Origin of the sequence: Sphingomonas cynarae (genome assembly GCF_039537815.1) — a bacterium.
In the GTDB taxonomy this organism is placed as follows: domain Bacteria; phylum Pseudomonadota; class Alphaproteobacteria; order Sphingomonadales; family Sphingomonadaceae; genus Sphingomonas; species Sphingomonas cynarae.
Genome location: NZ_BAABBF010000005.1, coordinates 42,809 through 67,601 on the forward strand (window position 1 = coordinate 42,809; position 24,793 = coordinate 67,601).

23 protein-coding genes, 1 tRNA gene and 2 pseudogenes are annotated in these 24,793 nt (G+C 66.7%); 17 read left to right on the plus strand and 9 right to left on the minus strand.

Features of this window, described 5'->3' with window-relative positions; genetic code table 11:
* Position 1: 1 nt before the first annotated feature.
* From ABD719_RS11420 to ABD719_RS11425, 3 genes and pseudogenes are all read left to right on the plus strand, one after another.
* Positions 2-1,093 (plus strand): annotated as a pseudogene (locus tag ABD719_RS11420) (esterase-like activity of phytase family protein); the annotation flags it as partial.
* A 90-nt stretch (positions 1,094-1,183) separates the two neighbouring features.
* Positions 1,184-1,297 (plus strand): annotated as a pseudogene (locus ABD719_RS18705) (PEPxxWA-CTERM sorting domain-containing protein); the annotation flags it as partial.
* A gap of 43 nt (positions 1,298-1,340) precedes the next feature.
* On the plus strand, positions 1,341-2,984 hold the full coding sequence (locus ABD719_RS11425) for an NAD(P)/FAD-dependent oxidoreductase (RefSeq protein WP_344693503.1): 1,644 nt from the start codon (positions 1,341-1,343) through the stop codon (positions 2,982-2,984).
* Between the two features lie 5 nt (positions 2,985-2,989).
* On the opposite strand, the gene ABD719_RS11430 is transcribed toward ABD719_RS11425, so the two are convergent.
* Positions 2,990-3,289 carry a UvrB/UvrC motif-containing protein gene (locus ABD719_RS11430; protein ID WP_425567162.1) on the minus strand — a complete coding sequence of 100 codons (300 nt, stop codon included), beginning with the start codon at positions 3,287-3,289 and terminating at the stop codon, positions 2,990-2,992.
* A complete protein-coding gene (locus ABD719_RS11435) occupies positions 3,271-3,678 on the minus strand; it encodes a reverse transcriptase-like protein (RefSeq protein WP_344693504.1) in 408 nt (135 codons plus the stop codon). The genes ABD719_RS11430 and ABD719_RS11435 overlap by 19 nt, the downstream gene beginning before the upstream one ends.
* Positions 3,679-3,773: 95 nt before the next feature.
* Between ABD719_RS11435 and ABD719_RS11440 the strand changes: the two genes are divergently transcribed.
* Complete coding sequence (locus tag ABD719_RS11440) at positions 3,774-4,844, plus strand: oxidoreductase (RefSeq protein WP_344693803.1); 1,071 nt, start codon at positions 3,774-3,776, stop codon at positions 4,842-4,844.
* On the opposite strand, the gene ypfJ is transcribed toward ABD719_RS11440, so the two are convergent.
* Positions 4,830-5,747, minus strand: a complete 918-nt coding sequence (gene ypfJ / locus ABD719_RS11445; RefSeq protein WP_344693505.1) for a KPN_02809 family neutral zinc metallopeptidase — start codon at positions 5,745-5,747, stop codon at positions 4,830-4,832. The two genes, ABD719_RS11440 and ypfJ, sit on opposite strands and share 15 nt — an antisense overlap.
* A gap of 112 nt (positions 5,748-5,859) precedes the next feature.
* Here ypfJ and ABD719_RS11450 point away from each other — a divergent pair, with 112 nt between their 5' ends.
* Together ABD719_RS11450 and ABD719_RS11455 are read left to right on the plus strand one after the other, a co-directional pair.
* Positions 5,860-6,654 carry a 3-hydroxybutyrate dehydrogenase gene (locus ABD719_RS11450; protein ID WP_344693506.1) on the plus strand — a complete coding sequence of 265 codons (795 nt, stop codon included), beginning with the start codon at positions 5,860-5,862 and terminating at the stop codon, positions 6,652-6,654.
* Positions 6,651-7,316 carry a DUF4893 domain-containing protein gene (locus ABD719_RS11455; RefSeq protein WP_344693507.1) on the plus strand — a complete coding sequence of 222 codons (666 nt, stop codon included), beginning with the start codon at positions 6,651-6,653 and terminating at the stop codon, positions 7,314-7,316. Before ABD719_RS11450 ends, ABD719_RS11455 begins: the two co-directional genes overlap by 4 nt.
* Here ABD719_RS11455 and ABD719_RS11460 read toward each other — a convergent pair.
* Genes ABD719_RS11460 through ABD719_RS11470 form a run of 3 tightly spaced genes read right to left on the minus strand, consistent with a single transcriptional unit; the run spans position 7,274 to position 9,247 of the window.
* Positions 7,274-7,858, minus strand: a complete 585-nt coding sequence (locus ABD719_RS11460) for a hypothetical protein (protein ID WP_344693508.1) — start codon at positions 7,856-7,858, stop codon at positions 7,274-7,276. The genes ABD719_RS11455 and ABD719_RS11460 overlap by 43 nt on opposite strands.
* Positions 7,859-7,904: 46 nt before the next feature.
* Positions 7,905-8,849 carry an aldo/keto reductase gene (locus ABD719_RS11465; RefSeq protein WP_344693509.1) on the minus strand — a complete coding sequence of 315 codons (945 nt, stop codon included), beginning with the start codon at positions 8,847-8,849 and terminating at the stop codon, positions 7,905-7,907.
* 59 nt (positions 8,850-8,908) lie between these two features.
* Positions 8,909-9,247, minus strand: coding sequence for a hypothetical protein (locus ABD719_RS11470; RefSeq protein WP_344693510.1), 339 nt, complete (start codon positions 9,245-9,247; stop codon positions 8,909-8,911).
* A 125-nt stretch (positions 9,248-9,372) separates the two neighbouring features.
* On the opposite strand from ABD719_RS11470, the gene ABD719_RS11475 reads away from it, so the two are divergent.
* From ABD719_RS11475 to metH, 5 genes are read left to right on the plus strand one after another with little or no spacing between them, the layout of a single operon-like run.
* Positions 9,373-10,326: an ArsR/SmtB family transcription factor gene (locus ABD719_RS11475; RefSeq protein ID WP_344693511.1), complete on the plus strand. Its 954-nt coding sequence runs from the start codon at positions 9,373-9,375 to the stop codon at positions 10,324-10,326.
* The gene (gene metF / locus ABD719_RS11480; RefSeq protein ID WP_344693512.1) at positions 10,323-11,264 is read left to right on the plus strand and encodes a methylenetetrahydrofolate reductase [NAD(P)H]; all 942 of its coding nucleotides are present in this window, start codon (positions 10,323-10,325) and stop codon (positions 11,262-11,264) included. Before ABD719_RS11475 ends, metF begins: the two co-directional genes overlap by 4 nt.
* Positions 11,265-11,281: 17 nt before the next feature.
* Positions 11,282-12,328 carry a homocysteine S-methyltransferase family protein gene (locus ABD719_RS11485; protein WP_344693804.1) on the plus strand — a complete coding sequence of 349 codons (1,047 nt, stop codon included), beginning with the start codon at positions 11,282-11,284 and terminating at the stop codon, positions 12,326-12,328.
* The gene (locus ABD719_RS11490) at positions 12,325-12,555 is read left to right on the plus strand and encodes a hypothetical protein (protein ID WP_344693513.1); all 231 of its coding nucleotides are present in this window, start codon (positions 12,325-12,327) and stop codon (positions 12,553-12,555) included. The genes ABD719_RS11485 and ABD719_RS11490 overlap by 4 nt, the downstream gene beginning before the upstream one ends.
* Positions 12,552-15,230, plus strand: coding sequence for a methionine synthase (metH, locus tag ABD719_RS11495; RefSeq protein ID WP_344693514.1), 2,679 nt, complete (start codon positions 12,552-12,554; stop codon positions 15,228-15,230). Before ABD719_RS11490 ends, metH begins: the two co-directional genes overlap by 4 nt.
* A 23-nt stretch (positions 15,231-15,253) precedes the next feature.
* Here the strand turns inward: metH and ABD719_RS11500 are convergent, their stop codons facing one another.
* The gene (locus ABD719_RS11500) at positions 15,254-16,657 is read right to left on the minus strand and encodes an FAD/NAD(P)-binding protein (protein ID WP_344693515.1); all 1,404 of its coding nucleotides are present in this window, start codon (positions 16,655-16,657) and stop codon (positions 15,254-15,256) included.
* Positions 16,644-17,240, minus strand: coding sequence for an alpha/beta hydrolase (locus ABD719_RS11505; RefSeq protein WP_344693516.1), 597 nt, complete (start codon positions 17,238-17,240; stop codon positions 16,644-16,646). The genes ABD719_RS11500 and ABD719_RS11505 overlap by 14 nt, the downstream gene beginning before the upstream one ends.
* Before the next feature lie 232 nt (positions 17,241-17,472).
* Between ABD719_RS11505 and ABD719_RS11510 the strand changes: the two genes are divergently transcribed.
* Positions 17,473-17,727, plus strand: coding sequence for a hypothetical protein (locus ABD719_RS11510; protein WP_344693517.1), 255 nt, complete (start codon positions 17,473-17,475; stop codon positions 17,725-17,727).
* A 152-nt stretch (positions 17,728-17,879) separates the two neighbouring features.
* Here ABD719_RS11510 and ABD719_RS11515 read toward each other — a convergent pair.
* Positions 17,880-17,953: transfer RNA gene (locus tag ABD719_RS11515), tRNA-Cys, on the minus strand.
* Positions 17,954-18,187: 234 nt separating this feature from the next.
* Between ABD719_RS11515 and ABD719_RS11520 the strand changes: the two genes are divergently transcribed.
* From ABD719_RS11520 to ABD719_RS11540, 5 genes are all read left to right on the plus strand, one after another.
* Positions 18,188-18,859, plus strand: a complete 672-nt coding sequence (locus ABD719_RS11520; protein WP_344693518.1) for a protein-L-isoaspartate O-methyltransferase family protein — start codon at positions 18,188-18,190, stop codon at positions 18,857-18,859.
* Positions 18,860-18,905: 46 nt separating this feature from the next.
* Positions 18,906-20,384, plus strand: coding sequence for a TolC family outer membrane protein (locus tag ABD719_RS11525; RefSeq protein WP_344693519.1), 1,479 nt, complete (start codon positions 18,906-18,908; stop codon positions 20,382-20,384).
* 26 nt (positions 20,385-20,410) lie between these two features.
* On the plus strand, positions 20,411-21,001 hold the full coding sequence (locus tag ABD719_RS11530) for a DUF2497 domain-containing protein (protein ID WP_344693520.1): 591 nt from the start codon (positions 20,411-20,413) through the stop codon (positions 20,999-21,001).
* A 52-nt stretch (positions 21,002-21,053) separates the two neighbouring features.
* A complete protein-coding gene (locus ABD719_RS11535) occupies positions 21,054-22,664 on the plus strand; it encodes a histidine kinase famiy protein (protein WP_344693521.1) in 1,611 nt (536 codons plus the stop codon).
* 70 nt (positions 22,665-22,734) lie between these two features.
* Positions 22,735-24,765 carry a S9 family peptidase gene (locus tag ABD719_RS11540; protein ID WP_344693523.1) on the plus strand — a complete coding sequence of 677 codons (2,031 nt, stop codon included), beginning with the start codon at positions 22,735-22,737 and terminating at the stop codon, positions 24,763-24,765.
* Positions 24,766-24,793: the final 28 nt, after the last annotated feature.

The following is a 24,793-nucleotide window of genomic DNA, read 5'->3' on the forward strand; positions in this document are numbered from 1 at the left end:
GATGCTTGCCGCCGCTGCCGCTGCGGCGCTTGGTTGTTCCGCCACCAGTGCGGCCACGCTGGTGGGTTACGCGCAATTGCCCGCCGCGACCTTCATTCCCGGTCCCACATCGGGCCAGTTCGGGATCGGCGGCAGCGGCTATACGGGACCGTTCGTGGGGCAGCAGCCCATACAGGGTTTTTCCTCGATCATCGCCAATGGTCGTGGCGGCTACACGGCACTGTCCGACAACGGGTTCGGCACGAAGGCGAATTCGGCCGATGCGTTGCTGCTCGTCCATGACCTGGACATCGATTTCCGGACCGCGACGGGTGGCACCGGTACCGTGACCCGCAACGCCAGCAGCGCGTTGAGCGATCCCAACCGGCAGCTGGGCCTGCCGATCCAGGCTGACGGGGCGACCTATTATGGCGGCGCAATCCCGGTCGATCCGGCGATCCGCGACGGGCGGTTGCTGACCGGGGCCGATCTGGATGTCGAAAGCTTTCGCCGGATGGCCGACGGGTCTTACTATTTCGGTGACGAATTCGGGCCATTCCTGATCCACACCGATGCCAATTTCAAGGTGATCGGCTCCGCGATCTCGCTGCCGGGCGTGCAGTCGCCCGACAGTCCGCTGTCGACCGGCACGTCGAACCTGCCCCGCAGCGGCGGGTTCGAGGGCATGGCGCTGACCCCGGACGGCGACACGCTGTACACGCTGCTGGAGCAGACGGTGGCGGGCGATCCCGCGCGGACACTGCGGATCAACGCGTTCGACGTGGCGGCGGGCGCGTTCACCGACGAACGCTATACCTACGAACTGACCGGCGGCACCAATATCGGCGAGATGACGGCGATCGACGATCGCCGCTTCCTGGTCATCGAACGCGATGGCCGCAGCGGTGCCACTGCCGCTTTCAAGGGCGTGTTCATGGTCGATTTCGATCAGGTCGACGCGAACGGACGGCTCATCAAGCGCAACGTGCTCGATCTGCTCGACATCGCCGACCCGAACGACCTGAACGGCGACGGCAGCAATGCCTTCCGCTTTCCGTTCGTCACGATCGAAAGCGTCATGGCGGTCGACAACCAGACGCTGATGCTGGTCAACGACAACAATTTTCCCGGGGGTGGGGGCCGTGGCACCGGGGTGGCGGACAATAACGAGTTCATCCTGGTCCGCCTCGATGCGCCGTTGATCGGGGCGGTGCCGGAACCCGGAACGTGGGCGCTGATGCTGGTCGGGTTCGGGCTGGTCGGCGGCACGCTTCGCGCGCGGCGACGCTCGACCTTGCCGGTGGTTGCGGCAGCCTGATCGCGGATTGCGGGGGGTCGGCAGCAGGGGTAGATGCGCGGCCATGCTGCGCATCACCGAACTGAAGCTGCCGATCAACCATCCCGAGGAGGCGCTGGCCGCCGCGATCCGCAACCGGCTGCGGATCACGCCGCGCGATCTGGTGCGCTATACGGTGGCGCGGCGGGCGCATGACGCGCGCGACAAGATGGACATCCAGTTCGTCTATTCGATCGACGTGACGGTGAAGAACGAGGCGCCGGTGCTGGCGCGGTGCCGGCGCGACCGCCACGTCAACCCGACGCCCGATACCGGTTACCGCTTTCCGCTGAAGGCACCCGCCGGCTATGCCGGGCCGCGCCCGGTGGTGGTGGGGGCGGGGCCATGCGGTCTGTTCGCGGGACTGATCTTGGCGCAGATGGGATTCCGCCCGATCATCCTCGACCGCGGCAAGGTGGTGCGGGAACGCACCAAGGACACCTGGGGCCTGTGGCGCCGCAGCGAGCTGAACCCCGAATCCAACGTGCAGTTCGGCGAGGGTGGGGCGGGCACGTTTTCGGACGGCAAGCTGTGGAGCCAGATCAAGGACCCCCGGCATCTGGGCCGCAAGGTGCTGACCGAGTTCGTCAAGGCGGGTGCCCCGCCGGAAATCCTGACGGAGGCGCATCCGCACATCGGCACGTTCCGCCTGGTCACGATGGTGGAAAGCATGAGGGCGACAGTCGAGGCGCTGGGCGGCGAATATCGCTTCGGTTCGCGTGTGGACGATCTGGATATCGCGGTGGATGCGGATGGCGGGCGGCGGTTGCGCGGCCTGCGGCTCCAGACCGGCGAGACGATCGACACCGGACCGGTGGTGATGGCGGTGGGGCACAGCGCGCGCGATACCTTTGCGATGCTGCACGAGCGCGGCGTGCAACTGGAAGCCAAGCCGTTTTCGATCGGGGTGCGGATCGAGCATCCGCAAAGCTGGATCGACCGTGCCCGGTTCGGTCCATGCGCGGGGCATCCCGATCTGGGGGCGGCGGCGTACAGCCTGTCGCACCACTGCAAGAACGGGCGCACCGTCTACAGTTTCTGCATGTGCCCGGGCGGCACGGTGGTGGCGGCGACATCGGAGCCGGGGCGGGTCGCGACCAACGGCATGAGCCAGTATTCCCGCAACGAGCGCAACGCCAATTCCGGGATCGTGGTCGGCATTGATCCCGCCCGCGATTATCCGGGGCACCCGCTGGCGGGGATCGACCTGCAACGCCATTGGGAAAGCCGCGCGTTCGAGGTGGGTGGGCGAAATTACCATGCGCCGGCGCAGCGGCTGGGCGACTTTCTGGCGGGGCGGCCCTCTACTGTCCTGGGCAGCGTGATCCCGTCCTATCGCCCGGGGGTGCGGCTGACCGATCTGGCCGACTGCCTGCCCGATTTCGTGGTGACCGCGATGCGCGAGGCGCTGGTCGCGTTCGGGCGCGAGATACCCGGATACGACCATCCGGATGCGGTGCTGACGGGCGTGGAGACGCGGACCTCGTCACCGGTGCGAGTACCGCGCGGCGAGGATTTGCAGAGCGTTAACACCGCCGGCCTGTATCCGGCGGGCGAGGGGGCGGGCTATGCCGGCGGTATCCTGTCCGCCGCGGTCGACGGGATCAAGATCGCGGAGGCGGTGGCGCGCGATCTGGTCGGCATGGGCGTGGTAGCCGACGCCGCCTGACCCCGTTACCGCCGGTCGCCGCGACGGGACCGGCCGCTGGTCATCGGATCGGGTCTGGGTGGCGGCGTCCATCCGGGGGGCGGTGCGACGCGGGGCTGGCCGGTACCGAGGCCCATCGCACCCGCGCGCTGGCGGGTAAGACCGGCGGTGTCGGCCGTTGCGGCATCGGCATCGGGCGTGCCGCCGCGCAGCAGGTTGATCCGGTCGCGCAGGATACGCGCCTGTTCGAAATCCATCGCGGCGGCAGCGGCCTCCATCCGTTCGCGGAGCTGGTCGATCGTCTCGGTCATGATGACATAACGCATGGAAAGGGCTGGCGGACCGCGCCGTCGTGGCGACGGTCGAGCGCGATGCCGGCGAGGTTGCGGGATCGCCGGACATAGCGGACGTGTAGCGGCATCGTGGCGGTCAGCGCGCGAAAGGTTGCCAGATGATCGAGCGCCGGCCCTCGCGCCTTCGCGGCACCGGTAGCCTGCGCGATGACCGCGCGTGAATCGCCGAGGAAAACGGGATCGGTCACGCCCTGTGCCTGCGCCAGCCGCACGGCGGCGATCAGGGCATGCCATTCGGCATCCATGCTGTCGCCCGGCCCCAGATCGTCAGCGATATAGGCCACGCCGCACAGCACGACGGCGGTTTCCATGCCGGCCGGGCGGCAACCGCCATCGAAGTAGAGCCGGGGGCGCGATGGCATGGGCGGGGTCGTCCTGTTGCGGGAATGGCGAACCGTCTATGGCCACCGCGTGACCGGTTTTCAAACCGGACGGCGGATGAGGGAGAATGCGGGTGATGATCCGGGTGGGCCTGATCGGTTATGGCTATGCGGCGCGGACCTTCCACGCGCCCCTGCTGGCGAGCGTGCCCGGCATGGCGCTGACGCTGGTGGCGTCGAGCGATGCGGCCAAGGTCCATGCCGACCTGCCGAACGTGACGGTGGCGGCCGATCCCCTGGCGGTGGCGACGTCGGATGCGATCGATCTGGTCGTGATCGCCAGCCCCAATGCCAGCCATGCGCCCTTGGCGATCGCGGCGTTGCGGGCGGGGCGGCACGTCGTGGTCGACAAGCCCTTCACGCTCGATACCGCCGAGGCGCGCGACCTGATCGGGCTGGCGAATGCGCGGGACCGGTTGCTGTCGGTGTTCCACAACCGCCGCTGGGACAGTGACTGGCTGACGGTAAGCCGGGCCATTCGGGAGGGCGTAGTGGGCCGGCCGGTACATCTGGAATCGCATATCGACCGGTTTCGCCCCGCCGTCCGGGTACGTTGGCGGGAGGATGGCTCACCCGGTAGCGGGATATGGTATGATCTGGGGCCACATCTCGTCGATCAGGCGATCCTGTTGTTCGGCCTGCCCGAGCGGGTGCAGGCATCGATGGCGCGGCAACGCGAGAGCGCCCTGGCGGACGACTGGGCGCATGTCGTGCTCGACCATGGCGATGGGCGGCGGGCGGTGCTGCATGCCGCGATGCTGGTCGCGGGCGGATCGCCGCGTTTCGTGGTCCATGGTGACGGCGGCACCATCGTGAAGAATCGTCCCGACCGGCAGGAGGCGCAATTGCTGAGTGGTATCCGGCCGGGAACGGACGGGTGGGGCGTGAACGACGACCCGCTGCGCCTGTTCGATCGTGAGGGCAATGTGACCACCCGGCCCGCCGAGGCGGGTGACCAGCGATGCTATTACGCCGCCATCGCCGCCGCGCTGCGCGGGGAGGGGGCCAATCCGGTGCCCCCGGTGCAGGCGCTGGCGGTGATGGCGGTGGTGGAGGCCGCCGCTATCGCCGCCGCGACCGGGCAGGTGGCCGTACCCGACCTGACCGATCACGAACGTATGCGCCTGATCGCATCATATCGCGCCTGAAAAGGTATCGCACTGGGCCGGGTCGCCGGTTTCCAGACCGCGCCGCAGCCAGCGCATCCGTTGTTCGGAACTGCCGTGCGTGAAGCTGTCGGGTACGACGCGACCTTGGCCTTCACGCTGGAGCGTATCATCGCCGATGGCTCGTGCGGCGGTCATCCCCTCCTCGATATCGCCGGATTCGAGCCGGTTGCGGTTCGCGGCGGCCCAGACGCCGGCATAGCAATCCGCCTGGAGTTCGAGGCGGACCGAGGCGGCATTGCCTTCCCGCTCGCCGGCGGTGCGCTGGATGCGCTGCACCTGATCGGAGGTGCCGAGCAGGTTCTGGATATGATGGCCGAATTCATGGGCGATCACGTAATATTGCGCGAAATCGCCCTTGGCGCCGAAGCGGTTGGCCAGTTCGTTGAAGAAACTGGTGTCGAGATAGATGCCCCGATCGGTCGGGCAATAGAATGGCCCCATCGCCGCCTGCGCCGCGCCACAACCGGATTTGCCCGACCCGCCATAGAATTGCAGCGTCGGCTTTACGAATTGCTGGTTGCTCTTGGCGAACAGCGCCACCCAGGTATCCTGTGCGGATTCAAATGCATTGCAGGCGGCGCGACTCTCGGGATTGACCGCACAGGCAGTCACGGCTTCGTTTCCGCCGGCCGGGGCGGAGCGGGTGACCTGCGTCGAGGTCGATCCGCCGCCACCGCCGAGCAGCGACAGCGGATTGAGTCCCATCACCGCCAGGATGATGAGCACGACGACGATGCCGCCGCAGCCGAAGCGACTGCCGATCATCGGCAACAGGCCCAGCAACAGGCCGCCACCCCCGCCCCCGAAGCCGCCGCCACCGCCGCCTTCGCCACGCTGGTCGCCGACATTGATGTCGTTGGGATCGTAATCGTCGAGCCGCATGGAAAATCCGCCTGATCGTTGCGATAGTGAAATGCACGAAGCGCATAGCGGTTGCGGCACCGTCGCCCGATTGCGGCGTTGTCGAACCGACACGGGACAAGGGGCGGCGGTGATGGCGAACAGTTTTCTGCACGGCAAGACGGCGGTGGTGACGGGATCGACGTCGGGGATCGGGCTGGCCTTTGCCCGCGCCTTCGCCGCCGAGGGCGCGAACGTGGTGCTGAACGGGTTCGGCGAGGCGGATGCGATCGAGCACGCACGCCGTGAACTGGCGGCGACCAGCGGCGTGGCGGCGCTCTACGATCCGGCCGACATGACGAAGCCGGAACAGATCGCCGCGATGGTCGAGCGTGCGGTGGCGGAGACAGGCGGGTGCGACATCGTCGTCGCCAATGCCGGTATCCAGCATGTCTCGCCCGTCGCGGATTTCCCGCCGGAGAAATGGGATGCGGTGATCGCGATCAACCTGACCTCCGTATTCCACCTGATGCGCGCCGCGATCCCGGCGATGCGGGCGAAGGGATGGGGGCGGATCATCTCCACTGCCTCCGCCCATTCGCTGGTGGCCAGCCCCAACAAGGCGGCCTACGTCGCGGCCAAGCACGGTGTGGCGGGACTGACGAAGGCGGTGGCGCTGGAGGTGGCACGCGACGGGATCACCGCCAATTGCATCTCCCCCGGCTATGTCTGGACGCCGCTGGTCGAGAACCAGATTCCCGATACGATGAAGGCACGCGGCATGACCCGCGATCAGGTGATGAACGACGTGCTGCTCGCCGCGCAGCCGACCAAGGAATTCGTGACGCCCGAACAGGTCGCGGCGTTCGGTCTGTTCCTGTGCCGGGAGGAGGCGAAGGCGATCACCGGCGCGAACCTGACGATGGATGGCGGCTGGACCGCCGCGTGAGGAAATGCCTTGTCGGCTTCGTCCTGCTCGCGACGATGCCGGTGACCGGTGCGATCGCGCAACGCACGGATGGCGTCGACTGGCGGCGGCTGGCGACCGCGCTCGATCGGTCGCGGTTGCGGGCGTGGCGATCCGCCTGGACCGAGGCACTGGGTGAGGCCCGCACCGATCGGGCCGCGGCGGCGGTCATCATGCGCGACCCAGCCCTGTTCGATCCCGACCGGACGCTGGCGGGCGCGATGCCGCCCGTGGGCGAGTATGACTGCCGGATGGTCAAGCTGGGGCGGCGCGGCCATGTCGGGGCGGTATATGCGGAGCAGGAGTGGTCCCGCTGCCTGATCACCGCCGGCGACCCATCCAAAGACGCGGCGGCGCTGCGGCTGACCGGACTCGACGGCCGGCAGCGCCCGGTGGGATCGCTTTACCCGGACACCGATGCGCGGGCGGTGTTCCTGGGGTCGATGACATTGGCGGACGAACGGCCGCTCGATTACGGGCGCGATGCGGGGCGCGACATGGTGGGGATGATGGAGCGGATCGGGCCGGCGCGCTGGCGAATGGTGCTGCCGCGCCCGGCCTATCAGTCGATCCTCGATCTGCTGGAGTTGCGCCCGGCCGGTCAGCGCGAAGGAGCGGGCAAGGCCGGCAACGTGGCCAGATAGGCGCGACCGGGCAGGTTCAGCACGACGACGCGACCCGGATTGGCCGCCGCCACCGCCTTCAGGAACGAGCGTGGTTTCTTCATCAGGCCGGGATGATTGAGGCCGGTCAATCCGACAAGCCGGGCGGCTTCCCGCACGAAATGGACGCAGTTGCGGCGGTTGAGGTTGTAGCGACTTTCGCCGTTCTTACCGCCCCATGCCGCCACCAGCGCAAGCAGGTCCGCATATTGCCGATCAGTCAGGATCACCGAGAACTGGGCGTCGCTGCCCGCCATGTAGAATGGCCTGGCAATATCCAGTTTCCCCGCAACGGTGCCGAACAGGATCGCGGGACTGAGCGTGCGGGCGGTGAAGCCGTAATTGACGTCGACCGGTTGTCCGCCGGCATCGGGCACCCCGCGCAGTGTGAAGAAGGCGTGAGGGAAACTGTTGCCGAGTTCATGGCTCCAGAACGTCACCGTTACAGCGGCCTGGGCAGCAGTGGCAGTCAGCAGCCAGACGACGGCGGCGGCGAAAGCAAGCAGAGGGCGGGGCAGGATCATGACGAAGCCGATGATATCATATACTCCGCCATGATCGCCATGCCGGTCAGACGCCCGCGTTGGTCAGCCGCTCCAACTGGTCCCGATCGAGTTCGAGGGTGATCGCCGGCAACAGATCGGCCAGTTGTTCCACGCTGGTCGCACTGGCGATCGGTGCGGCGACGCCGGGCTGGGCGATCAGCCATGCGAGGGCGATCTGCGGCAGCGTCGCGCCGGTTTCGGCTGCCACCTCGTCCATCGCCGCCAGCACGGCCGCGCCGCGCCCGGTCAGCAGATCGGCCATCGAGCCACCCCGCACGCTTTTGCCGAGATCGGCGGTGCTGCGGTACTTTCCGGTCAGGAAGCCGCTGGCCAGACCATAATATGGCAGGGCCGCGACATTCTCCTGCACGCAGTAATCCTGCAACTCGCCCTCAAATTTATGGCGACTGACGAGATTATATTCCGGCTGGAGGACATGGACGCGCGGCAGGTCGGTTCCGCGCGATGCGTCGATCGCCGATTTCAAACGACGGCCGGTGAAATTGGACACGCCCAGCACACGAATTTTGCCGGCGGCGATCAGCGAACCGAAGGCGGCGAGTACCTCCTCCTGCGGGACGGCGTCATCGTCCTGATGCGCATAATAGACGTCGATCCGGTCGGTGCCGAGGCGGCGCAGCGACGCCTCGCAGCCGGCGACGATCCGCGCAGGCGCCAGTTTTTCGCCCCCTTCGCCGGGGAGCATCCCCACCTTGGTTGCGATCAGCACGTCATCGCGACGGCCGCTGGCCTTCAGCCATTCGCCGATCATGGTTTCCGACTCACCGCCGCGGTGACCATCTACCCAGGCCGAATAGACGTCGGCGGTGTCGATCATCGTACCGCCGCCCGCGACGAAGGCGTCCAGCACCGCAAAACTGGCCGAACGGTCCGCCGTCCATCCCAAGACATTGCCACCCAGAACGAGCGGGGACAGATGAAGGTCGGTCGAGCCGAGGCGTTTGTTCATGACGGCTCCTGTGGGAAAACGTGCCGGGCGACGCGATCGTCGCCCGGCAAACCGGTCGGTCAGTCGCGGATGCGCTTGCCGGTGTTCTCCAGCGCGCGGCCGGTGGCGTCGGCGGCGCGGTCACCCGCAGCGGCGGCATCGTCGGCCGCGTTGTCGAGGGCCGCACCGGTCTTGTCGGCGGCGCGATCGATCGCGACACCGGCATTGTCGACGCTGCGCTCTGCCGAGTTCAGCGCGCGATCGGTCGCTGCGTCGACGTCGGCGGTCGCGTTCTCGGTGGTGGCGGCGGTATCGGCAGCGATCGCGTTGGCGGCCTCCGACGTCTCATTCTGCGCATTCTGGCTGCAGGCGGCGAGCATGGCGACAGCGGCCAGGGCCGGCACGACGAACTTCTTCATTGCGTTTCTCCCGTTGCGGCGACCCCAAGGGGGGATCATCGCGAACCGTAACGCTACCGAAAGCAATCGGGTCCAGCCAACCAGTTCGATTGACCGCATATAAAGATTTCTTTATATGATGATCCATGATCGATCCGCTCGACATCTTCGGTGCGCTGGGCGACGCCAGCCGTCTGCGAATCCTGGCGCTGTTGCGGCGGATGGAGTTGTCGGTCGGCGAACTGGCCCAGGTATTGGGGCAGAGCCAGCCACGGGTATCGCGGCATGTGAAGATCCTGTGTGATGCCGGTCTGGCGGAGCGCCGCAAGGAAGGCAGCTGGGTGTTCGTCGCGCTGGGGCGGCCGGAGGTAGTGGGGCCGATCGCTGCCACGCTCGACGGCTGGAGCGCGGGACAGCCGGATCACTGGGCGGTGGCGGACGCGGCGCGGCTGGCGGCGGTGCGCGCCGATCGGGCGGCGTCGGCGGCGGCGTGGTTCGAGGCGCATGCCGGCGAATGGGACGCGATCCGCTCGCTCCATGTCGCCGAGAGTGAGGTCGAGGCGGCGATGGCGGCGGTGCTGGGGCCCGCTCCGCTGGGCACGTTGATCGATATCGGTACGGGTACGGGGCGGATGCTGGAGCTGTTCGGCGCACGGGCGGACGCGGCACTGGGGATCGATCGATCCTCGGAGATGCTGCGGCTGGCGCGCGCCAAGCTGGCCGGCGCCGCCAATACGGAATTACGGCAGGCGGATATCAATGCACTGCCGATGACGGATGGTGCCGCCGATGTGGCGATCATCCATAACGTACTGCATTTCGCACAGCAGCCCGGTGCCGCGATCGCGGAGGCGGCACGGGTGCTGGCCGGCGGCGGGCGATTGCTGATCGTCGATTTCGCCGCTCACGACCGCGAGGAACTGCGCACGCAGGACGCGCATGTCCGGCTGGGCTTCGCCGACGAACAGGTCGCGGGCTGGGCGGAGGCGGCGGGGCTGCGGATCGCGCGGGTGGAAACGCTGGGCGGCGGCGAACTGACGGTGAAATTGTGGCTGGCGCGGAAATTTGCGCCGGCCCTGCACGAGGTGAAGGCGGCATGACGATTTCGGTGGACCAGCTGGCGGAGGCGCGATGCGCGCTGGAATCGCCCCTTTACGCCGATGTCGGCGGTGATCTGGATGTGAGTTTCGAGTTCTTTCCGCCCAAGAACGAGAAGATGGACGAGCAATTGTGGGATGCGGTGCGGACATTGGAGCCGCTCGGCCCCCGGTTCGTCTCGGTCACCTATGGCGCGGGCGGCACGACGCGGGAACGGACGCACGCCACGGTCGCGCGCATCCAGCGCGAGACGTCGCTGGCGGCGGCGGCGCATTTGACCTGCGTCGAGGCGACCCGCGCGGAGATCGATCAGGTCGCCGAGGAATATTGGGCGGCAGGCGTCCGCCACATCGTCGCGCTGCGTGGCGATTCGCCCAGTGGTGGCGGAAAATTCGTCAGCCATCCCGGCGGGTACGAGAATGCGGCGGCACTGGTCGCGGGATTGAAGCGACTGCACCCGTTCGAGATTTCGGTCGCGGCCTATCCGGAGTCGCACCCCGATTCGGCGGATGCCGCCGCCGATCTCGATAATCTGCGCCGCAAGCTGGACGCGGGCGCGACGCGCGCGATCACCCAGTTCTTCTTCGAGCCGGAGACGTTCTTCCGCTACCGTGACCAAGTCGCAGCGGCCGGGATCGATGCGGAGATCGTGCCGGGGATCATGCCGGTGATGAACTTCGCCAGCGTCCGTCGCATGTCCGCGATGTGCGGCACCGCAGTGCCGGCATGGATGGAACGGCTGTTCGACGGGCTGGACGCGCATCCCGCCGCACGCCAGCTGGTGGCGGCGACGGTGGCGGCGGAACTGTCACGCCGGTTATATGCGGGGGGATGCAAGCAGTTGCATTTCTACACGCTCAACCGGGCCGAACTGGCCTATGCGATCTGCCATCTGCTCGGGGTTCGGCCAAAGGCCGGCGCCGAGGCGGTGGCGGCGTGAGCGGCGAGGTACAGGACATGACGGCACGCGAGAAGCTGCAGGCCGAGGCGGCGAAGCGCATCCTCATCACCGATGGCGCCTTCGGCACGGAAATCCAGAACTGGAAATTGTCCGAGGCGGACTATGCCGGCGATCTGGGACTGGACCACGACCAGAAGGGCAATAACGACATCCTGGCACTCACCAAGCCGGAGGTGCCGGAATCGATCCACCGCGCCTATTTCGCGGCGGGGGCGGATATCGCGGAGACCAACACCTTCTCCGCCAACCGGATCAGCCAGGCCGATTATGGCGCAGAGCATCTGGTGCGCGAGATCAATGTCGAAAGCGCGCGGATGGCCCGCCGCGTCGCCGACGAGTTCGCGGCGAAGGATGGCCGCCCGCGCTTTATCGCCGGCGCGATCGGACCGACCAACAAGACGCTGTCGCTGTCGCCCGACGTCAACGATCCCGGTTATCGCGAGATCGACTTCGATTACCTGAAAGGCGTGTACCGCGAACAGATCGACGCGCTGGTCGAAGGCGGGGTGGACTTCATCCTGATCGAGACGATCTTCGACACGCTGAACGCGAAGGCGGGGATCATGGCGACGCTGGACGCCGCGCACGATCTGGGCCGCGACCTGCCGCTGATGCTGTCGATGACGCTGACCGACCTGTCGGGCCGTAATTTGTCGGGGCATACGGTGGAAGCGTTCTGGCATGCGGTGCGCCATGCGAAGCCGGTGACTATCGGGCTGAACTGCTCGTTTGGTGCGGAGCAGCTCCGCCCGCACGTGAAGACGCTGAGCGAGACGTGCGACACGCTCATCATGATCTATCCCAATGCCGGCCTGCCCAACGAACTGGGCGCGTATGACGAGGAACCGGCGACCACCGCCGGGCTGGTTGGCGAATGGGCCGTCGCGGGGCAGGTCAATGTGCTGGGCGGGTGCTGCGGATCGACGCCCGCGCACATCGCGGCGATGGCGCAGAAAGTACGCGGCCTGCCGCCGCGCGCGGTGCCGGTGCCGCCGGTGCAGACGCGGCTGGCCGGTCTCGAACCCTTCACGATGGCGGCATGACCCCCTTTCAGATCATCGCCCGGCTGAACGCGGCGCGTATTCATCATTCGATCACCAGCATCCGCGACGATGCGATCATGATCGATGCCGCCCTGCCGGGCGAACGCTGGGAAATCGAGGTGTTCGAGGACGGGCATGTCGAGATCGAACGCTACCGCTCGGATGGCGAGATCGCCGACGAAGCGGCGCTCACCGAACTTTTTGCTGGTTTCCCGGACGCCTCATGACCACCACATCCTCCGCCACCCAGTTCGTCAATATCGGCGAACGCACCAACGTCACCGGATCGGCGGCGTTCAAGAAGATGGTGATGGCCGGCGACTATGCGCGCGCTGTCGAGGTCGCGCGCCAGCAGGTCGAGAACGGTGCGCAGGTGGTCGACATCAACATGGACGAGGGGCTGCTCGACGCGCACCACGCCATGACGACCTTCCTGAAGCTGATCGCCGCCGAACCCGATATCGCGCGGGTGCCGTTCATGATCGACAGTTCCAAGTGGAGCGTGATCGAGGCGGGGCTGAAATGCGTCAGCGGCAAGCCGATCGTCAATTCGATCAGCATGAAGGAGGGCGAGGAGCAGTTTCTCGACCATGCCCGCAAGTGCATGAACTACGGCGCCGCCGTGGTGGTGATGGCGTTCGACGAGGTGGGGCAGGCGGACACGCAGGCACGCAAGGTCGAGATTTGTGCCCGCGCCTATGACCTGCTGATGGGGATCGGCTTTCCGCCCGAGGACATCATCTTCGATCCCAACATCTTCGCGGTGGCGACGGGGATCGAGGAGCATAACAATTATGCGGTCGATTTCATCGAGGCGGTGAAGGAGATCAAGGTCCGCTGCCCGCACGTCCACATCTCGGGCGGGCTGTCCAACCTGTCCTTCTCGTTCCGCGGCAACGAGCCGGTGCGCCGGGCGATGCATTCGATCTTCCTCTACCATGCGATCCCGGCGGGGATGGATATGGGGATCGTCAACGCCGGCCAGCTGGACGTGTACGACGCGATCGATCCCGAACTGCGCACCGCGTGCGAGGATGTGATCCTGAACCGCGATCCGGAGGCGGGGGACCGGCTGGTCGCGCTGGCCGAAAAATATCGCGGCACCGATGCCGTTGCCGAGAAACAGGCGGCGGAATGGCGCAGCCTGCCGGTGAACAAGCGGCTGGAATATGCGCTGGTCAAGGGCATCGACCTGCACGTCGTCGAGGATACGGAGGAATGCCGGCAGCTGTTCCCCCGCCCGATCGAGGTGATCGAGGGGCCGTTGATGGACGGGATGAACGTGGTCGGCGACCTGTTCGGATCAGGCAAGATGTTCCTGCCGCAGGTCGTGAAATCGGCGCGGGTGATGAAGAAGGCGGTGGCGCACCTGCTGCCCTTCATCGAGGCGTCGAAGGAACCGGGTGCCAAGGGCAAGGGCAAGATCATCATGGCGACCGTGAAGGGCGACGTGCATGATATCGGCAAGAACATCGTCGGAGTCGTGCTCCAGTGCAACGGCTTCGACGTGGTCGATCTGGGCGTGATGGTGCCATGGTCGAAGATCATCGCGGCCGCGAACGAGAATGATGCCGACATGATCGGCCTGTCGGGGCTCATCACGCCGTCGCTGGACGAGATGGTGACCGTCGCCGAGGAAATGAAGCGCGCCGGCATGACGATGCCGCTGCTGATCGGCGGCGCGACGACATCGAAGGTGCATACCGCGCTGCGCATCTCGCCGGCCTATGACGGTCCGATCGTCCATGTCCTCGACGCCAGCCGCGCGGTGGGCGTCGCGACGACGCTGGTCAGCGATACGCAGCGCGACGCCTATGTCGCCAGCGTCGCCGACGATTACGAGAAGGTGCGGATCGCGCGGGCCAGCAAGGGACAGAACGATCTGTTGCCGCTGGCCGAGGCGCGCGCGCGCGGGCTGACCGTCGATATGGCGTTGAAGGCACCGCCGGTGGCACGGCCGGGCTTGCACCGGTTCGACGACTGGGACCTTGCCGACCTGCGCGGCTATATCGACTGGACGCCGTTCTTCCGCGCATGGGAACTCGCCGGCAATTTCCCGGCGATCCTGACCGACGAGGTCGTCGGCGAAAGCGCGACCGGGCTGTACGAAGATGCGCAGGTGATGCTGGACCGGATCATCGCCGAGAAGTGGCTGACGGCCAGGGGCGTGGCCGGACTATGGCCGTGCCATCGGCATGACGACGACGTCTGGGTCTATACGCAGCACCGTGAGGCGCATCGCAGCCCCGACGGCGCGAGTATTCCCGAGGGGTTTCACATCCCCAACCTCGACCGGACGCAGGAAGCGACCGTGCGGCTGCCGTTTCTGCGCCAGCAGATCGCCAAGCGCGAAGGCCGCGCGAACATGTGCCTTGCCGATTTCATCGATCCCGCCGGCGACTGGATGGGCGGCTTCGCGGTCGGCATCCACGGCATCGACGCGCATATCGCGCGGTTCAAGGCGGACAACGACGACTATAACGACATCCTGCTGAAGGCGTTGGCGGATCGTCTGGCGGAGGCATTCGCGGAACGGCTGCACGCGCATGTCCGCACCGACCTGTGGGGCTATGCGCCGGGCGAGCAACTGACCAACGAGGCGATGGTTCGCGAGCAGTATCGCGGGATTCGGCCGGCGCCCGGATATCCGGCGTGCCCGGAACATTCGCTCAAGCGAACGCTGTTCGACATGCTGGATGCCGAGGCGAACACGGGTCTTGAGCTGACCGACAGTTTCGCGATGCTGCCCACCGCGGCGGTATCGGGACTCTATTTCGGTCATGCCCAGGCAGAGTATTTCGGCGTCGCGCGGATCGGCCAGGATCAGGTCGAAGATTATGCCACCCGCCGCGGGGTGGACATGGCGACGGCGACGCGGTGGCTGCGGCCCAATCTGGACTGACAGCCCCTGGTCGCGGTGTCCGGTTACAATCCTTCGCCGATCCAGTGGCTGTTCGACAGGCGCCGCGACAGGTCGGCGCATTGACGGCGAATATCGGGCACTGCCACGATTTCCCAAAAGCTGCCGCGGGTCATCGGCCCGACGCAGTAAAGATCTGTTTGGGCCTGCCCGCTGCGATCGATCACGCGCGAACCGTCGTCGACGTCGATCCCCAGCCGCAGGGCATCGGGCCTGACCATGCCGTCCGCAACGAGCTGGCGCAACAATGGTTCGGTGGTGCGCAGCACGTCTCCCTGCGGGCCGGTGCAGTTGACGATGCGGCTGGCGATGGTGTCGCACGAATCGTGATCGCCGCGTGGTCGCCAGCGGATCAGCGCGCTCTGCGGGTGGGGATCGACCGTGGTAATCTTGCCGGCGGCGAAACGCAGGCGGCCATCCGTCACCATCGCGTCGATCCGCTCCGCCACCGCCGGGGCCAGCCGGTGGCGGTGAACATCCCAGAAGGGGCGGCAATGTCGCAGGAAACGGCCGCGTGTGGCCGCGTCGGCCCGCGCCCACCAGCGCTGCGTCACCGGCCGCAGCGTGTCGACCGCCGCCCGCCAGCCGAGCGTCGCGGCATCGGTACGCAGCCGGCCGACCAGCGCGGACAGCGGCATGTCGGGTGTCTCCGTCCAGCCGGGGGCGGGCGGGGTGCCATCGACATGACGGCGCGGCGCGAGACCGCGGCGGGACAGGGCGAGGATAGGGCCTTCGAACCCGACCGCATCGAGCCGTAGCGCGATATCGATCGCGGTCAGACCGGAGCCGACCAGCACGACCCGGTCCCGGCGCGTCAGGCCCGTCGCCGGCTCCTGCGCCCAAGGGTCGTCGATATAGACGCCTGCGGCCAGGGCGGCGGGATCGATACCGGGTGGCGCGTGCGGCGGCAGATTGCCGAGCGTAAGCACGACGGCATCCGCCGCCAGCGTGTCACCCTTCGCCAGTGTGACCCGCGCGGTGCCGGCAAGGCGGTCGATGGCGTGAACTTCACCCGACAGGATCGTCAGTCGATCGCCCGCGGCAGCCCGCACCGTGGCCAGGGTTTCACGCAGATAGGCGCCATAGGTTTCACGCGCGACAAAGTCCGCCGGCGCGGCATCGGCGCGGTCGCGGCCCCAACGGGCGAAGTGGTCGGGATCCTCGGGAAACGCGCTCATCGCCGCGGCCCGCACGTTGAGCAACTGGCCGGGATGGGCGGCGCCATAGGCGATACCGCGACCGAGCCGCTCCGGCGCCCGTTCGACCAGCGTCGTGCGGGGACCACCGAAACGGAACAGGTTGATCGCCATCAGGGCGCCGCTGAAGCCACCGCCGACGATCACGACATGGCTGTTCGCATCCAGCCAGCCATGCCCGCCGTGGCGGGCGGCACGATCAGAGCCGGGCAATGCGCGCGCGTGCCCGGTTCACGTCCTGCTCGACGATCTGACCCGTCAGTCGCAGGAACAGTTGCTGCGCCTGCCGCCACGCGACCGGCCGATCCGCGCGTCGCCGCTCGCGCCCGTTGACGATGAGGCGGCTGCCCCAATCGTCCGCCGCTACGCCGACCGCCGCGCCGTCCGGCTGGATCACGAGCGAGGGGAAGGGCAGGCGGGTCCGTGGCGAATCGAACAAGGCGCGATGGTCGCCACGTCCCGGATCGAGCAGGATCGCGCCGGCGATCCGCGCCACATAGTCGCTGGGCGACAACCGCGCCCACCATGCGCTCGCCGCGCAGCCAAGTCCGTCGGCGACCAGCAGCACCGCCCGATCCGCGCCGCGCACGGCATCGTCCAGCTTTGCCGCCCAGCGGGTGCGATCCGCCACCGATCGCACGTCGAGCGGCACGGCATCGCCGCCGCTCGCCGGCCAACCGAACATCGCCTGCCACGCGGGCGCCGGCGTCGCCGCGCCGAACACCGTCACGATCGAGAAGCGATCGGTGTCCATGCCGTCCATCAAGGTGCCATTTATCGTGACCAGTGCCGTCATCATGATCCCCCGTGCAGAGCGACAGGATAACGCACGGCCCGGTGCCGGGTCCAACGCCGCCGTCGGTAATACGATGGCCGGTGGCGTTCGCGGGCCGGAGCCATGTCGCAGCCAATCTATCCCGGTCGACAGCTTTTCTTTCAATCCCCATCGTTTTGATGGGATATGATGGCCGATATGGGACGAAGCCGAAAGGCCCGGGCCCGCCGGATCATCAACAAGGGACATATTCATGAAGCCGATCGTCGCCGCCACTCTCACCCTCGCCGCCGCCTTGTCGCTGGGCGCCTGCTCCAAGCCCGAACCGACGACGACCGTCGCGGACAACGAACTGACGTTGAACGAGGGTGATTTCCCGGCCGAGGGCAATCTTGGCGAGGTCGAGGGCAATTCGACGCTTGGCTTCGACAACTCGCTGGGTAACGCCGATGCGGGCCTCGGGAACGAGGCGATCGCGAACGAGGGTGCGCTGCTCAACGGCAATTGACGACCTTGCCGCCGCCTTCCGGGGCGGCAGCCACGTGACGCGCCAGGTTGCTCCCTAGGCGTCAACCTCGAACCCGGCAGTCCGCTGCCGGGTTATTTTTTGCGTTCGACGGGGCGGGGAATGGCACATGGAAGCGCCTGAACACGGGATATTGGAGGCCCGACCGGGAATCGAACCCGGGTGCAAGGATTTGCAGTCCTCTGCGTCACCACTCCGCCATCGGGCCTCGATCGCGTGGAGGCGGCGCCAATGGGGGGTTTTGGCGGCGCGGTCAACCGCCTGTTAAGGGCGGGTGGCGCAATCCCTGAAAATAGGCATCGCTATCACCTCGACCGGTGGCGAATTATCTGTCGGTGGCGAAGGCGCGGCATTGGTGCTTGGCGTGCTTCGGCAGGCGCGGTAGATGATAGGGACAACTAGTGTATTGCATGGGTAAGACGCTCGTGCCAGAAGGTCAGGGATGACGACGATCAGCACCTCCGCAGCCGCCGATACCGCGGTCTTCCGCCAGGCGATGGTGGCGAGCCAGCTCCGCCCCAACGACGTCAATGATGCCCGCGTGGTCACCGCGATGGCGACTATTGCCCGCGAGGATTTCGTGCCGGGCACCGCACCCGACCTCGCCTATCGCGATCGGGCGCTGCCGCTAGGCGGCGGACGCTTCCAGAACCCGCCGCTCGCTACCGCGCGACTGCTGACCGAAGCGGAGATCGTGCGCGAGGATCGCGTGCTGCTGATCGGTGCCGCAACGGGTTATACCGCCACGATCCTGGCGCAACTCGGCGCGCGGGTGACGGCGGTGGAAAGCGATCCGGCGCTGGTCGCGATCGCGCGGGCGACATTGGCCGATGTTCCCGGCGTAGAGCTGGTCGAGGGAGCAATGGCGGCAGGACATCCAGCCGGTGCGCCTTACGATGTGCTGCTGATCGACGGCGCGATCGACGAACTGCCGACCGCGTTGCTGGAGCAGCTGCGCGTCGATGGCCGGATCGCGATGGGCATCGCGCAGAACGGGGTGACCCGACTCGCGGTCGGGCGGCGGACGGCAGGTGGTCATGCCGCCGTTCCTTTCGCGGATAGTGAGTGTGTGGTCCTGCCGGGCTTTCTGCGCCCCGCCGCATTTCGCTTCTGATCCGATGATTCCCCGCCGGTTCCGGGCTGCCGCGGTTGGCGGCATCATGCTTATTGCCGCGCCCGCCTCGGCAGACACGCTGCGCGAGGCATTGGCGCGCGCCTATGCCAGCAACCCGACCCTGACCGGGCAGCGGGCGGCCCTGCGCGCGACGGACGAGAACGTGCCGATCGCACGAGCAAGCGGTTTGCCCGGCGTCAATCTGACCGGGCAGTTCAACGAGAATGCGGTGCAGGCGTCGAACGCCTTCTTCAATCCGGAGCGATCGGCGACCGGCATTGCGCAATTGTCGGTGCCGCTGTTTCAGGGCGGGGCGGTCCGCAATGGCGTCCGTGCCGCCGAATCGCGGGTCGAGGCAGGACGCGCCAATCTGCGCGGGACCGAGGCGAACCTGTTCACCAATGTCGTCGGCTCGTACATGAACGTGATCCGCGACGAGGCTATCGTCGGGCTCAATACGCAGAACGTGCGCGTGCTGGAAACGAACCTGAATGCCAGTCGCGACCGGTTTCAGGTCGGCGATCTGACCCGAACCGATGTTGCCCAGTCGGAGGCGCGGCTGGCACAGGCCCGTGCGCAACTTCAGTCGGCGCAGGCGCAGCTGGTTTCAAGCCGCGAGAATTACCTGAATTTCGTCGGCGCACCGCCGGGTGTGCTGGAAGAGCCGCCGACGCTGCCCAATCTGCCGGCTACCCCGGACGCCGCCGTGGTGGAGGCGTTGCAGAGCAACCCCCAGATTCTGGCCGCGCAGAAGGTGCGCGATGCCAGCCGCTTCGATGTCGGAGTGGCACGTGCCAACCGGTTGCCGCGGGTATCCGCCGTCGCGCAGGGCAATTACTTTAATTATCTGGGATCAGCGCCCGCATCAGCTACCGGGATCGCCCAACCCAATTCGCAGCGGACCGCGACCACCGGGCTGCAACTGACGCTGCCATTGTTCCAGGGCGGGCGCCCCGCCGCGCAGGTGCGTCAGGCGCAGGCGCTGCAAAGCCAGGCGATCGAGAACGTCACGGCCATCGAACGCAATGTGATCGCGCAGGCCCGTTCCGCCTATGCGATCTGGCGATCGTCCCTGGAGGTGATCGCGTCGTCCGAGACGGCGGTCAATGCCAACAAGCTGTCGCTGGAAGGGGTACGTGCCGAGAACAGCGTCGGTACGCGGACGATCCTCGACATTCTCAACGCCGAACAGGAACTGCTGAACAGCCAGGTCACGCTCGTCAGCGCGCGGCGGGATGCCTATGTGGCCGGGTTCGCCCTGCTCGCTGCGATGGGCGATGCGGAGGCGCGCGACCTGGGGCTGGAGGGTGGCGCGCTATATGACCCGACGCTCAACTATCGTCGGGTCCGCCACAGCATCAACGATTTCGACAGCGATCCGGAGCCGGTGCCGGTCGGAACGTCCACCGCAGGCAGCCCCGCGCAGAATGCCCGCGTCGTCCGTCCGCAGGATCCGTTGCTCAAGACGGATGTTGACAGGACCCCGGCGTTGACGACAGGTGCGGCCTCACCAAACCGCCAATAAGACGGCTTGTACAGGACTTAGCTGGAATGGGTGACATCAGCGCGGAACCGTCGATGGAAGAGATTCTGTCGTCCATCAAGCGGATCATGGCCGAGGAGGGCGAAGGGCCAGTGCGATCGCGACGCCCGGCGCGTCCGATCGCGACGACGGCATCGTCCGTGTCCTATGACGATGAAGGCGACTCGATCCTCGAACTCGACGACCCGATCGCACCGATGCCGCGTATCACGCCCGAGCCCGTGGTTGCGCCTCGTCCGATGATCATGGCTTCCACCCCCCGTCATGAACCGGTGGCGGAAGAAGCCGACGAGCCGGTACCGGCGCCACCGCCACCGCGCCCGGCAGTGTCCGAGCCCGATGCCGACGCGGTAGAGCCGCTTGTGTCTGACCGGGCGGCGACGGCGAGCCGGCAAGCGATCGACCAGTTGACCCGTACCCTGAGTGCCGCGGCGCCCGCGGCCACGCCGGCCGGTGCGCCCACGGCGGACGCCAGCCTGGAAGGGCTGGTGCGGGAGATGCTGCGCCCGATGCTGCGCGACTGGCTCGACAGCCGGTTGCCGGCGATCGTCGAACAGCATGTAGCGGCCGAAATTGCACGTATTACCGGCAGCCGCTGATGTAGTTTATCGCGGCGGGGAACGGGCGTCGCCGTGTCCGGTTGATGGCGGCATGAACGATCATGTTACACCGACCGCCGAATTCGAGGCCGGTACCACGGCGCCGTCGCGGATCAACGATGTCCGTCCTCCGCACGATGCACCGAGCGATATCTTCTTCGCGGCGGTGAAGACCACGCGGATGCCGATGATCGTCACCGATCCGCATCAGCCTGACAATCCGATCATCTTCTGCAACGACGCCTTCACGTTCATGACCGGCTATGCCGAGCATGAGATCCTCGGCAGCAATTGTCGATTCCTGCAAGGTCCGGAAACCGACCGCGAAATGATCGCGCAGGTTCGCGCCGCGGTCGAAAAGCGGGAAGAGGTGGCGGTCGAAGTTCTGAACTATCGCAAGAACGGATCGACGTTCTGGAACGCGCTGTTCGTGTCGCCCGTCCTCGATCAGGCCGGCAATCTTCTGTATTTCTTCGCATCGCAGCTCGACATCTCCCGCCGTCGCGAGGCCGAGGAGGCACTGCACGAGGCACAGAAGATGGAGGCGGTCGGCAAGCTGACCGGCGGCATCGCCCATGATTTCAACAATCTGTTGCAGGTCATCCTGGGTTATGTCGATATTCTGGAAGCGCGCGTCGCCCCGGATGATCGCTCTGCGAGACGTGCGGTGGAGGCGATCGCCACCTCCGCCAATCGCGGTGCGATGCTGACCCAGCAACTGCTGGCCTTCGCGCGCAAGCAGGAGTTGCGGGATCGGCTGCTCAACTTCAACTCGCTGATTGGGGATTTCCGGCCGATCATCGATCGCACGGCGGGGGAGGGCGCCACCGTCCGCCGGCAGCTCGACGACAATCTGTGGAATTGTCGCATCGATCCGGTGCAGGCGGAAATGGCGCTGCTCAACATCATCGGCAACGCACGCGACGCGGCGGGGGGCACCGGCACGATTACGCTGACGACCCGCAACGCCGTGCTGCCGGGGGACGAGGCGGATATTCCGCCTCGGCTGGATGCGGGTGAATATGTCGTGGTGACGGTGACGGATGACGGGCCGGGCATGGATGCCGCCGTTCTCGACAAGGTCTTCGATCCGTTCTTCACGACCAAGGAAGTGGGCAAGGGCACCGGGTTGGGCCTTGCGATGGTATATGGCTTCATGCGCCAGTCCGGTGGACTTGCGACCGCGCGCAACGGCGAGAATAGCGGGGCGATATTTTCGCTCTACTTCCCACGCGCCAGTGGCTCCGTCGCATCGCGGCCCACGGCGTCGCCTGCGCGCGATGCCGGCGGACGCGAGCGGGTGCTGATGGTGGAGGATCAGCCTGAGGTCGGCGAACTGGGACGCGAGATGCTGCGTGATCTGGGCTATGACGTGACGCTGTGCAGCAGTGGACGGGCCGCGCTGGATGCGATGCAGGCCGACCGGGATTATCAGCTGCTGTTCACCGATATCCTGATGCCGGGCGGCATGAACGGCGTCGCGCTGGCCAATGCGATCAAGCGCGATTACCCCCATACCGCGGTGCTGCTGACCACCGGTTTCGCCGACGAGGCGATCGACGAGGGTGCGCGGTCCTACGAACTGATCCGCAAGCCCTATCGCCGGGCCGAACTGAACGAACGTATCCGGCAGGTGCTCGACAAGCCCGGCGCGCGCACCTGATCGTTTGACCGGCGTACGGGATTGGTCGGGGGCTTTGATCCGGCCCGCGGCTGTTCTAGCACTATCCGTCATGAAGCATCTTTTCCTGATCGGGGCGGCCCTTGCCGCGAGCCCCGCCGCCGCCCGCCAGTTGACGATCGACGACGTGACGATGCTGTCGCGGATCGGCGCGCCGGTCGCCTCGAGGGACGGGCACTGGCTGGTCTGGGCGCAGCGCGAAACCGATCTGGCGCAGGACCGGGGACGCTACGACCTCTGGCGGCTCGACCTGACCAGACGGGGCGCCGCGCCGGAAAAACTGGTCGCCGAACCCGATGTCGACGAGAACGATCCGCAGATCGTCGGCGACACGGTGTATTTCACCTCCAACAAGGGTGGCGGTGACGGCGCCGTATGGGCAGTACCGGTGACCGGTGGCGCGCCACGGGCGATCACTGCATTCGGCGGCGGGTTCAACGGGTTCAGGGTATCGCCCGACGCCAGTCGCCTGGTGATCTGGGCGAATCGCCGGCCGGGGGCACCCAGCCTGGCACCGGCGGTGGCGAAAAAAGCCGCCGGTGCGGGCAGCGGCCGCACCTATGACCAGTTGTTCGTCCGCCATTGGGACACATGGGCGGATGGCACCCGGTCGCAACTGTTCGTCCTGCCGCTGACGGCGCAGAGCGCGATCGGCGATGGTGTCGCGATCGGCGGTACGCTGGTCGGGGATACGCCGTCCAAGCCATTCGGCGGGGCTGAAGAGGTGGCATGGAGCCCTGACAGCCGCACCGTCTATTTCGCGCTGCGGGAAGCGGGGCGGATCGAGGCGACCTCGACCAATCTCGATATCTTTGCGGCGTCGGCCGATGGATCGGGTGCGCCGGTCAACCTGACCGAGGCGAACGACGCGACCGACACGCTGCCCGCAGTATCGCCGGATGGAAGTCGCCTCGCCTATGTCGCGATGAAACGTCCCGGCTACGAAGCGGATCGACAGGTGTTGATGATCCGCGACCTCGCCACGGGGCAGGTGCGCGCGGTGACCGAAGGGTGGGACCGGTCGATCGCATCGATCGCCTGGGCGCCCGACGGCCGGTCGCTGTACGTCACCGCCGACGATGTTCAGGAAACGCCGCTGTTCCGGGTCGATGCCGCCGGCGGCCGGGTGACGCGGCTGACCGGTGAGGGGCATGTCAGCGCGGTCGCGATATTGCCGAAAGGCGCGATTATCGCCCTGAACAGCCTGACCGCGCCGGACGATTACTACCGGGTCACCCGTCCCGGGCGGGCCGACCGGCTGACCAACGTGAATGCCGCGAAGCTGGCGGGCATCGATATGCCGACCGTGTCACGCTTTTCGTTCACCGGTGCCAATAACGACATCGTCCATGGCTATGTCGTGCGCCCGGCGGGCCGCAGCGGCAAGGTGCCGATCGCGTACATGGTGCATGGCGGGCCGCAGGGGTCGAGCAACAACAGCTGGTCCTATCGCTGGAATCCCGCCGTCTTCGCAGGGGCGGGACACGGTCTGGTCGCGGTCGATTTCCACGGATCGACCGGATACGGGCAGGGTTTCACCGATGCGATCCGCAACAATTGGGGCGGCTGGCCACTGGAGGACCTGCAAAAGGGGCTCGCCGCCGCAATCGCGAAGCATGACTGGCTGGATGCCGACCGTGCCTGTGCGCTCGGTGCGTCATATGGTGGCTATATGATGAACTGGATCGAGGGAATGTGGCCCGACCGGTTCAAGTGCATCGTCCAGCATGACGGCGTGTTCGATGCGCGCGCGATGGCTTACGAAACCGAGGAGCTGTGGTTCGACGAGTGGGAACATGGCGGCAAGACCTACTATCAGGACCCACAGGCGTTCGAGAAATGGAATCCGGTGAACCTCGTCGACCGGTGGAAGACGCCGATGCTGGTCATCACCAGCGAGAAGGATTTCCGTATCCCCTATACGCAGGGGCTGGCGGCGTTCACGGCGCTACAACGCCGCGACGTGGCGTCTCGCCTGCTGGTATTTCCCAACGAGAATCACTGGGTGATGAAGCTGAAGAACTCGCGGCAATGGTATGGCGAGGTGCTGGGCTGGATGGACCAGTGGACACGTCAACCCTGAAGGGGTGACGAAACGGGGGCAGCGCGGC

Bases quoted from the DNA above. Each gene is read 5' to 3' on its own strand.
- ABD719_RS11425 (WP_344693503.1), top strand. From the start codon at position 1,341: ATGCTGCGCATCACCGAACTGAAGCTGCCGATCAACCATCCCGAGGAG.
- ABD719_RS11430 (WP_425567162.1), bottom strand. From the start codon at position 3,289: ATGCGTTATGTCATCATGACCGAGACGATCGACCAGCTCCGCGAACGG.
- ABD719_RS11435 (WP_344693504.1), bottom strand. From the start codon at position 3,678: ATGCCATCGCGCCCCCGGCTCTACTTCGATGGCGGTTGCCGCCCGGCC.
- ABD719_RS11440 (WP_344693803.1), top strand. From the start codon at position 3,774: ATGATCCGGGTGGGCCTGATCGGTTATGGCTATGCGGCGCGGACCTTC.
- ypfJ (WP_344693505.1), bottom strand. From the start codon at position 5,747: ATGCGGCTCGACGATTACGATCCCAACGACATCAATGTCGGCGACCAG.
- ABD719_RS11450 (WP_344693506.1), top strand. From the start codon at position 5,860: ATGGCGAACAGTTTTCTGCACGGCAAGACGGCGGTGGTGACGGGATCG.
- ABD719_RS11460 (WP_344693508.1), bottom strand. From the start codon at position 7,858: ATGATCCTGCCCCGCCCTCTGCTTGCTTTCGCCGCCGCCGTCGTCTGG.
- ABD719_RS11465 (WP_344693509.1), bottom strand. From the start codon at position 8,849: ATGAACAAACGCCTCGGCTCGACCGACCTTCATCTGTCCCCGCTCGTT.
- ABD719_RS11470 (WP_344693510.1), bottom strand. From the start codon at position 9,247: ATGAAGAAGTTCGTCGTGCCGGCCCTGGCCGCTGTCGCCATGCTCGCC.
- ABD719_RS11475 (WP_344693511.1), top strand. From the start codon at position 9,373: ATGATCGATCCGCTCGACATCTTCGGTGCGCTGGGCGACGCCAGCCGT.
- metF (WP_344693512.1), top strand. From the start codon at position 10,323: ATGACGATTTCGGTGGACCAGCTGGCGGAGGCGCGATGCGCGCTGGAA.
- ABD719_RS11485 (WP_344693804.1), top strand. From the start codon at position 11,282: ATGACGGCACGCGAGAAGCTGCAGGCCGAGGCGGCGAAGCGCATCCTC.
- ABD719_RS11490 (WP_344693513.1), top strand. From the start codon at position 12,325: ATGACCCCCTTTCAGATCATCGCCCGGCTGAACGCGGCGCGTATTCAT.
- metH (WP_344693514.1), top strand. From the start codon at position 12,552: ATGACCACCACATCCTCCGCCACCCAGTTCGTCAATATCGGCGAACGC.
- ABD719_RS11505 (WP_344693516.1), bottom strand. From the start codon at position 17,240: ATGACGGCACTGGTCACGATAAATGGCACCTTGATGGACGGCATGGAC.
- ABD719_RS11510 (WP_344693517.1), top strand. From the start codon at position 17,473: ATGAAGCCGATCGTCGCCGCCACTCTCACCCTCGCCGCCGCCTTGTCG.
- ABD719_RS11520 (WP_344693518.1), top strand. From the start codon at position 18,188: ATGACGACGATCAGCACCTCCGCAGCCGCCGATACCGCGGTCTTCCGC.
- ABD719_RS11525 (WP_344693519.1), top strand. From the start codon at position 18,906: ATGCTTATTGCCGCGCCCGCCTCGGCAGACACGCTGCGCGAGGCATTG.
- ABD719_RS11530 (WP_344693520.1), top strand. From the start codon at position 20,411: ATGGGTGACATCAGCGCGGAACCGTCGATGGAAGAGATTCTGTCGTCC.
- ABD719_RS11535 (WP_344693521.1), top strand. From the start codon at position 21,054: ATGAACGATCATGTTACACCGACCGCCGAATTCGAGGCCGGTACCACG.
- ABD719_RS11540 (WP_344693523.1), top strand. From the start codon at position 22,735: ATGAAGCATCTTTTCCTGATCGGGGCGGCCCTTGCCGCGAGCCCCGCC.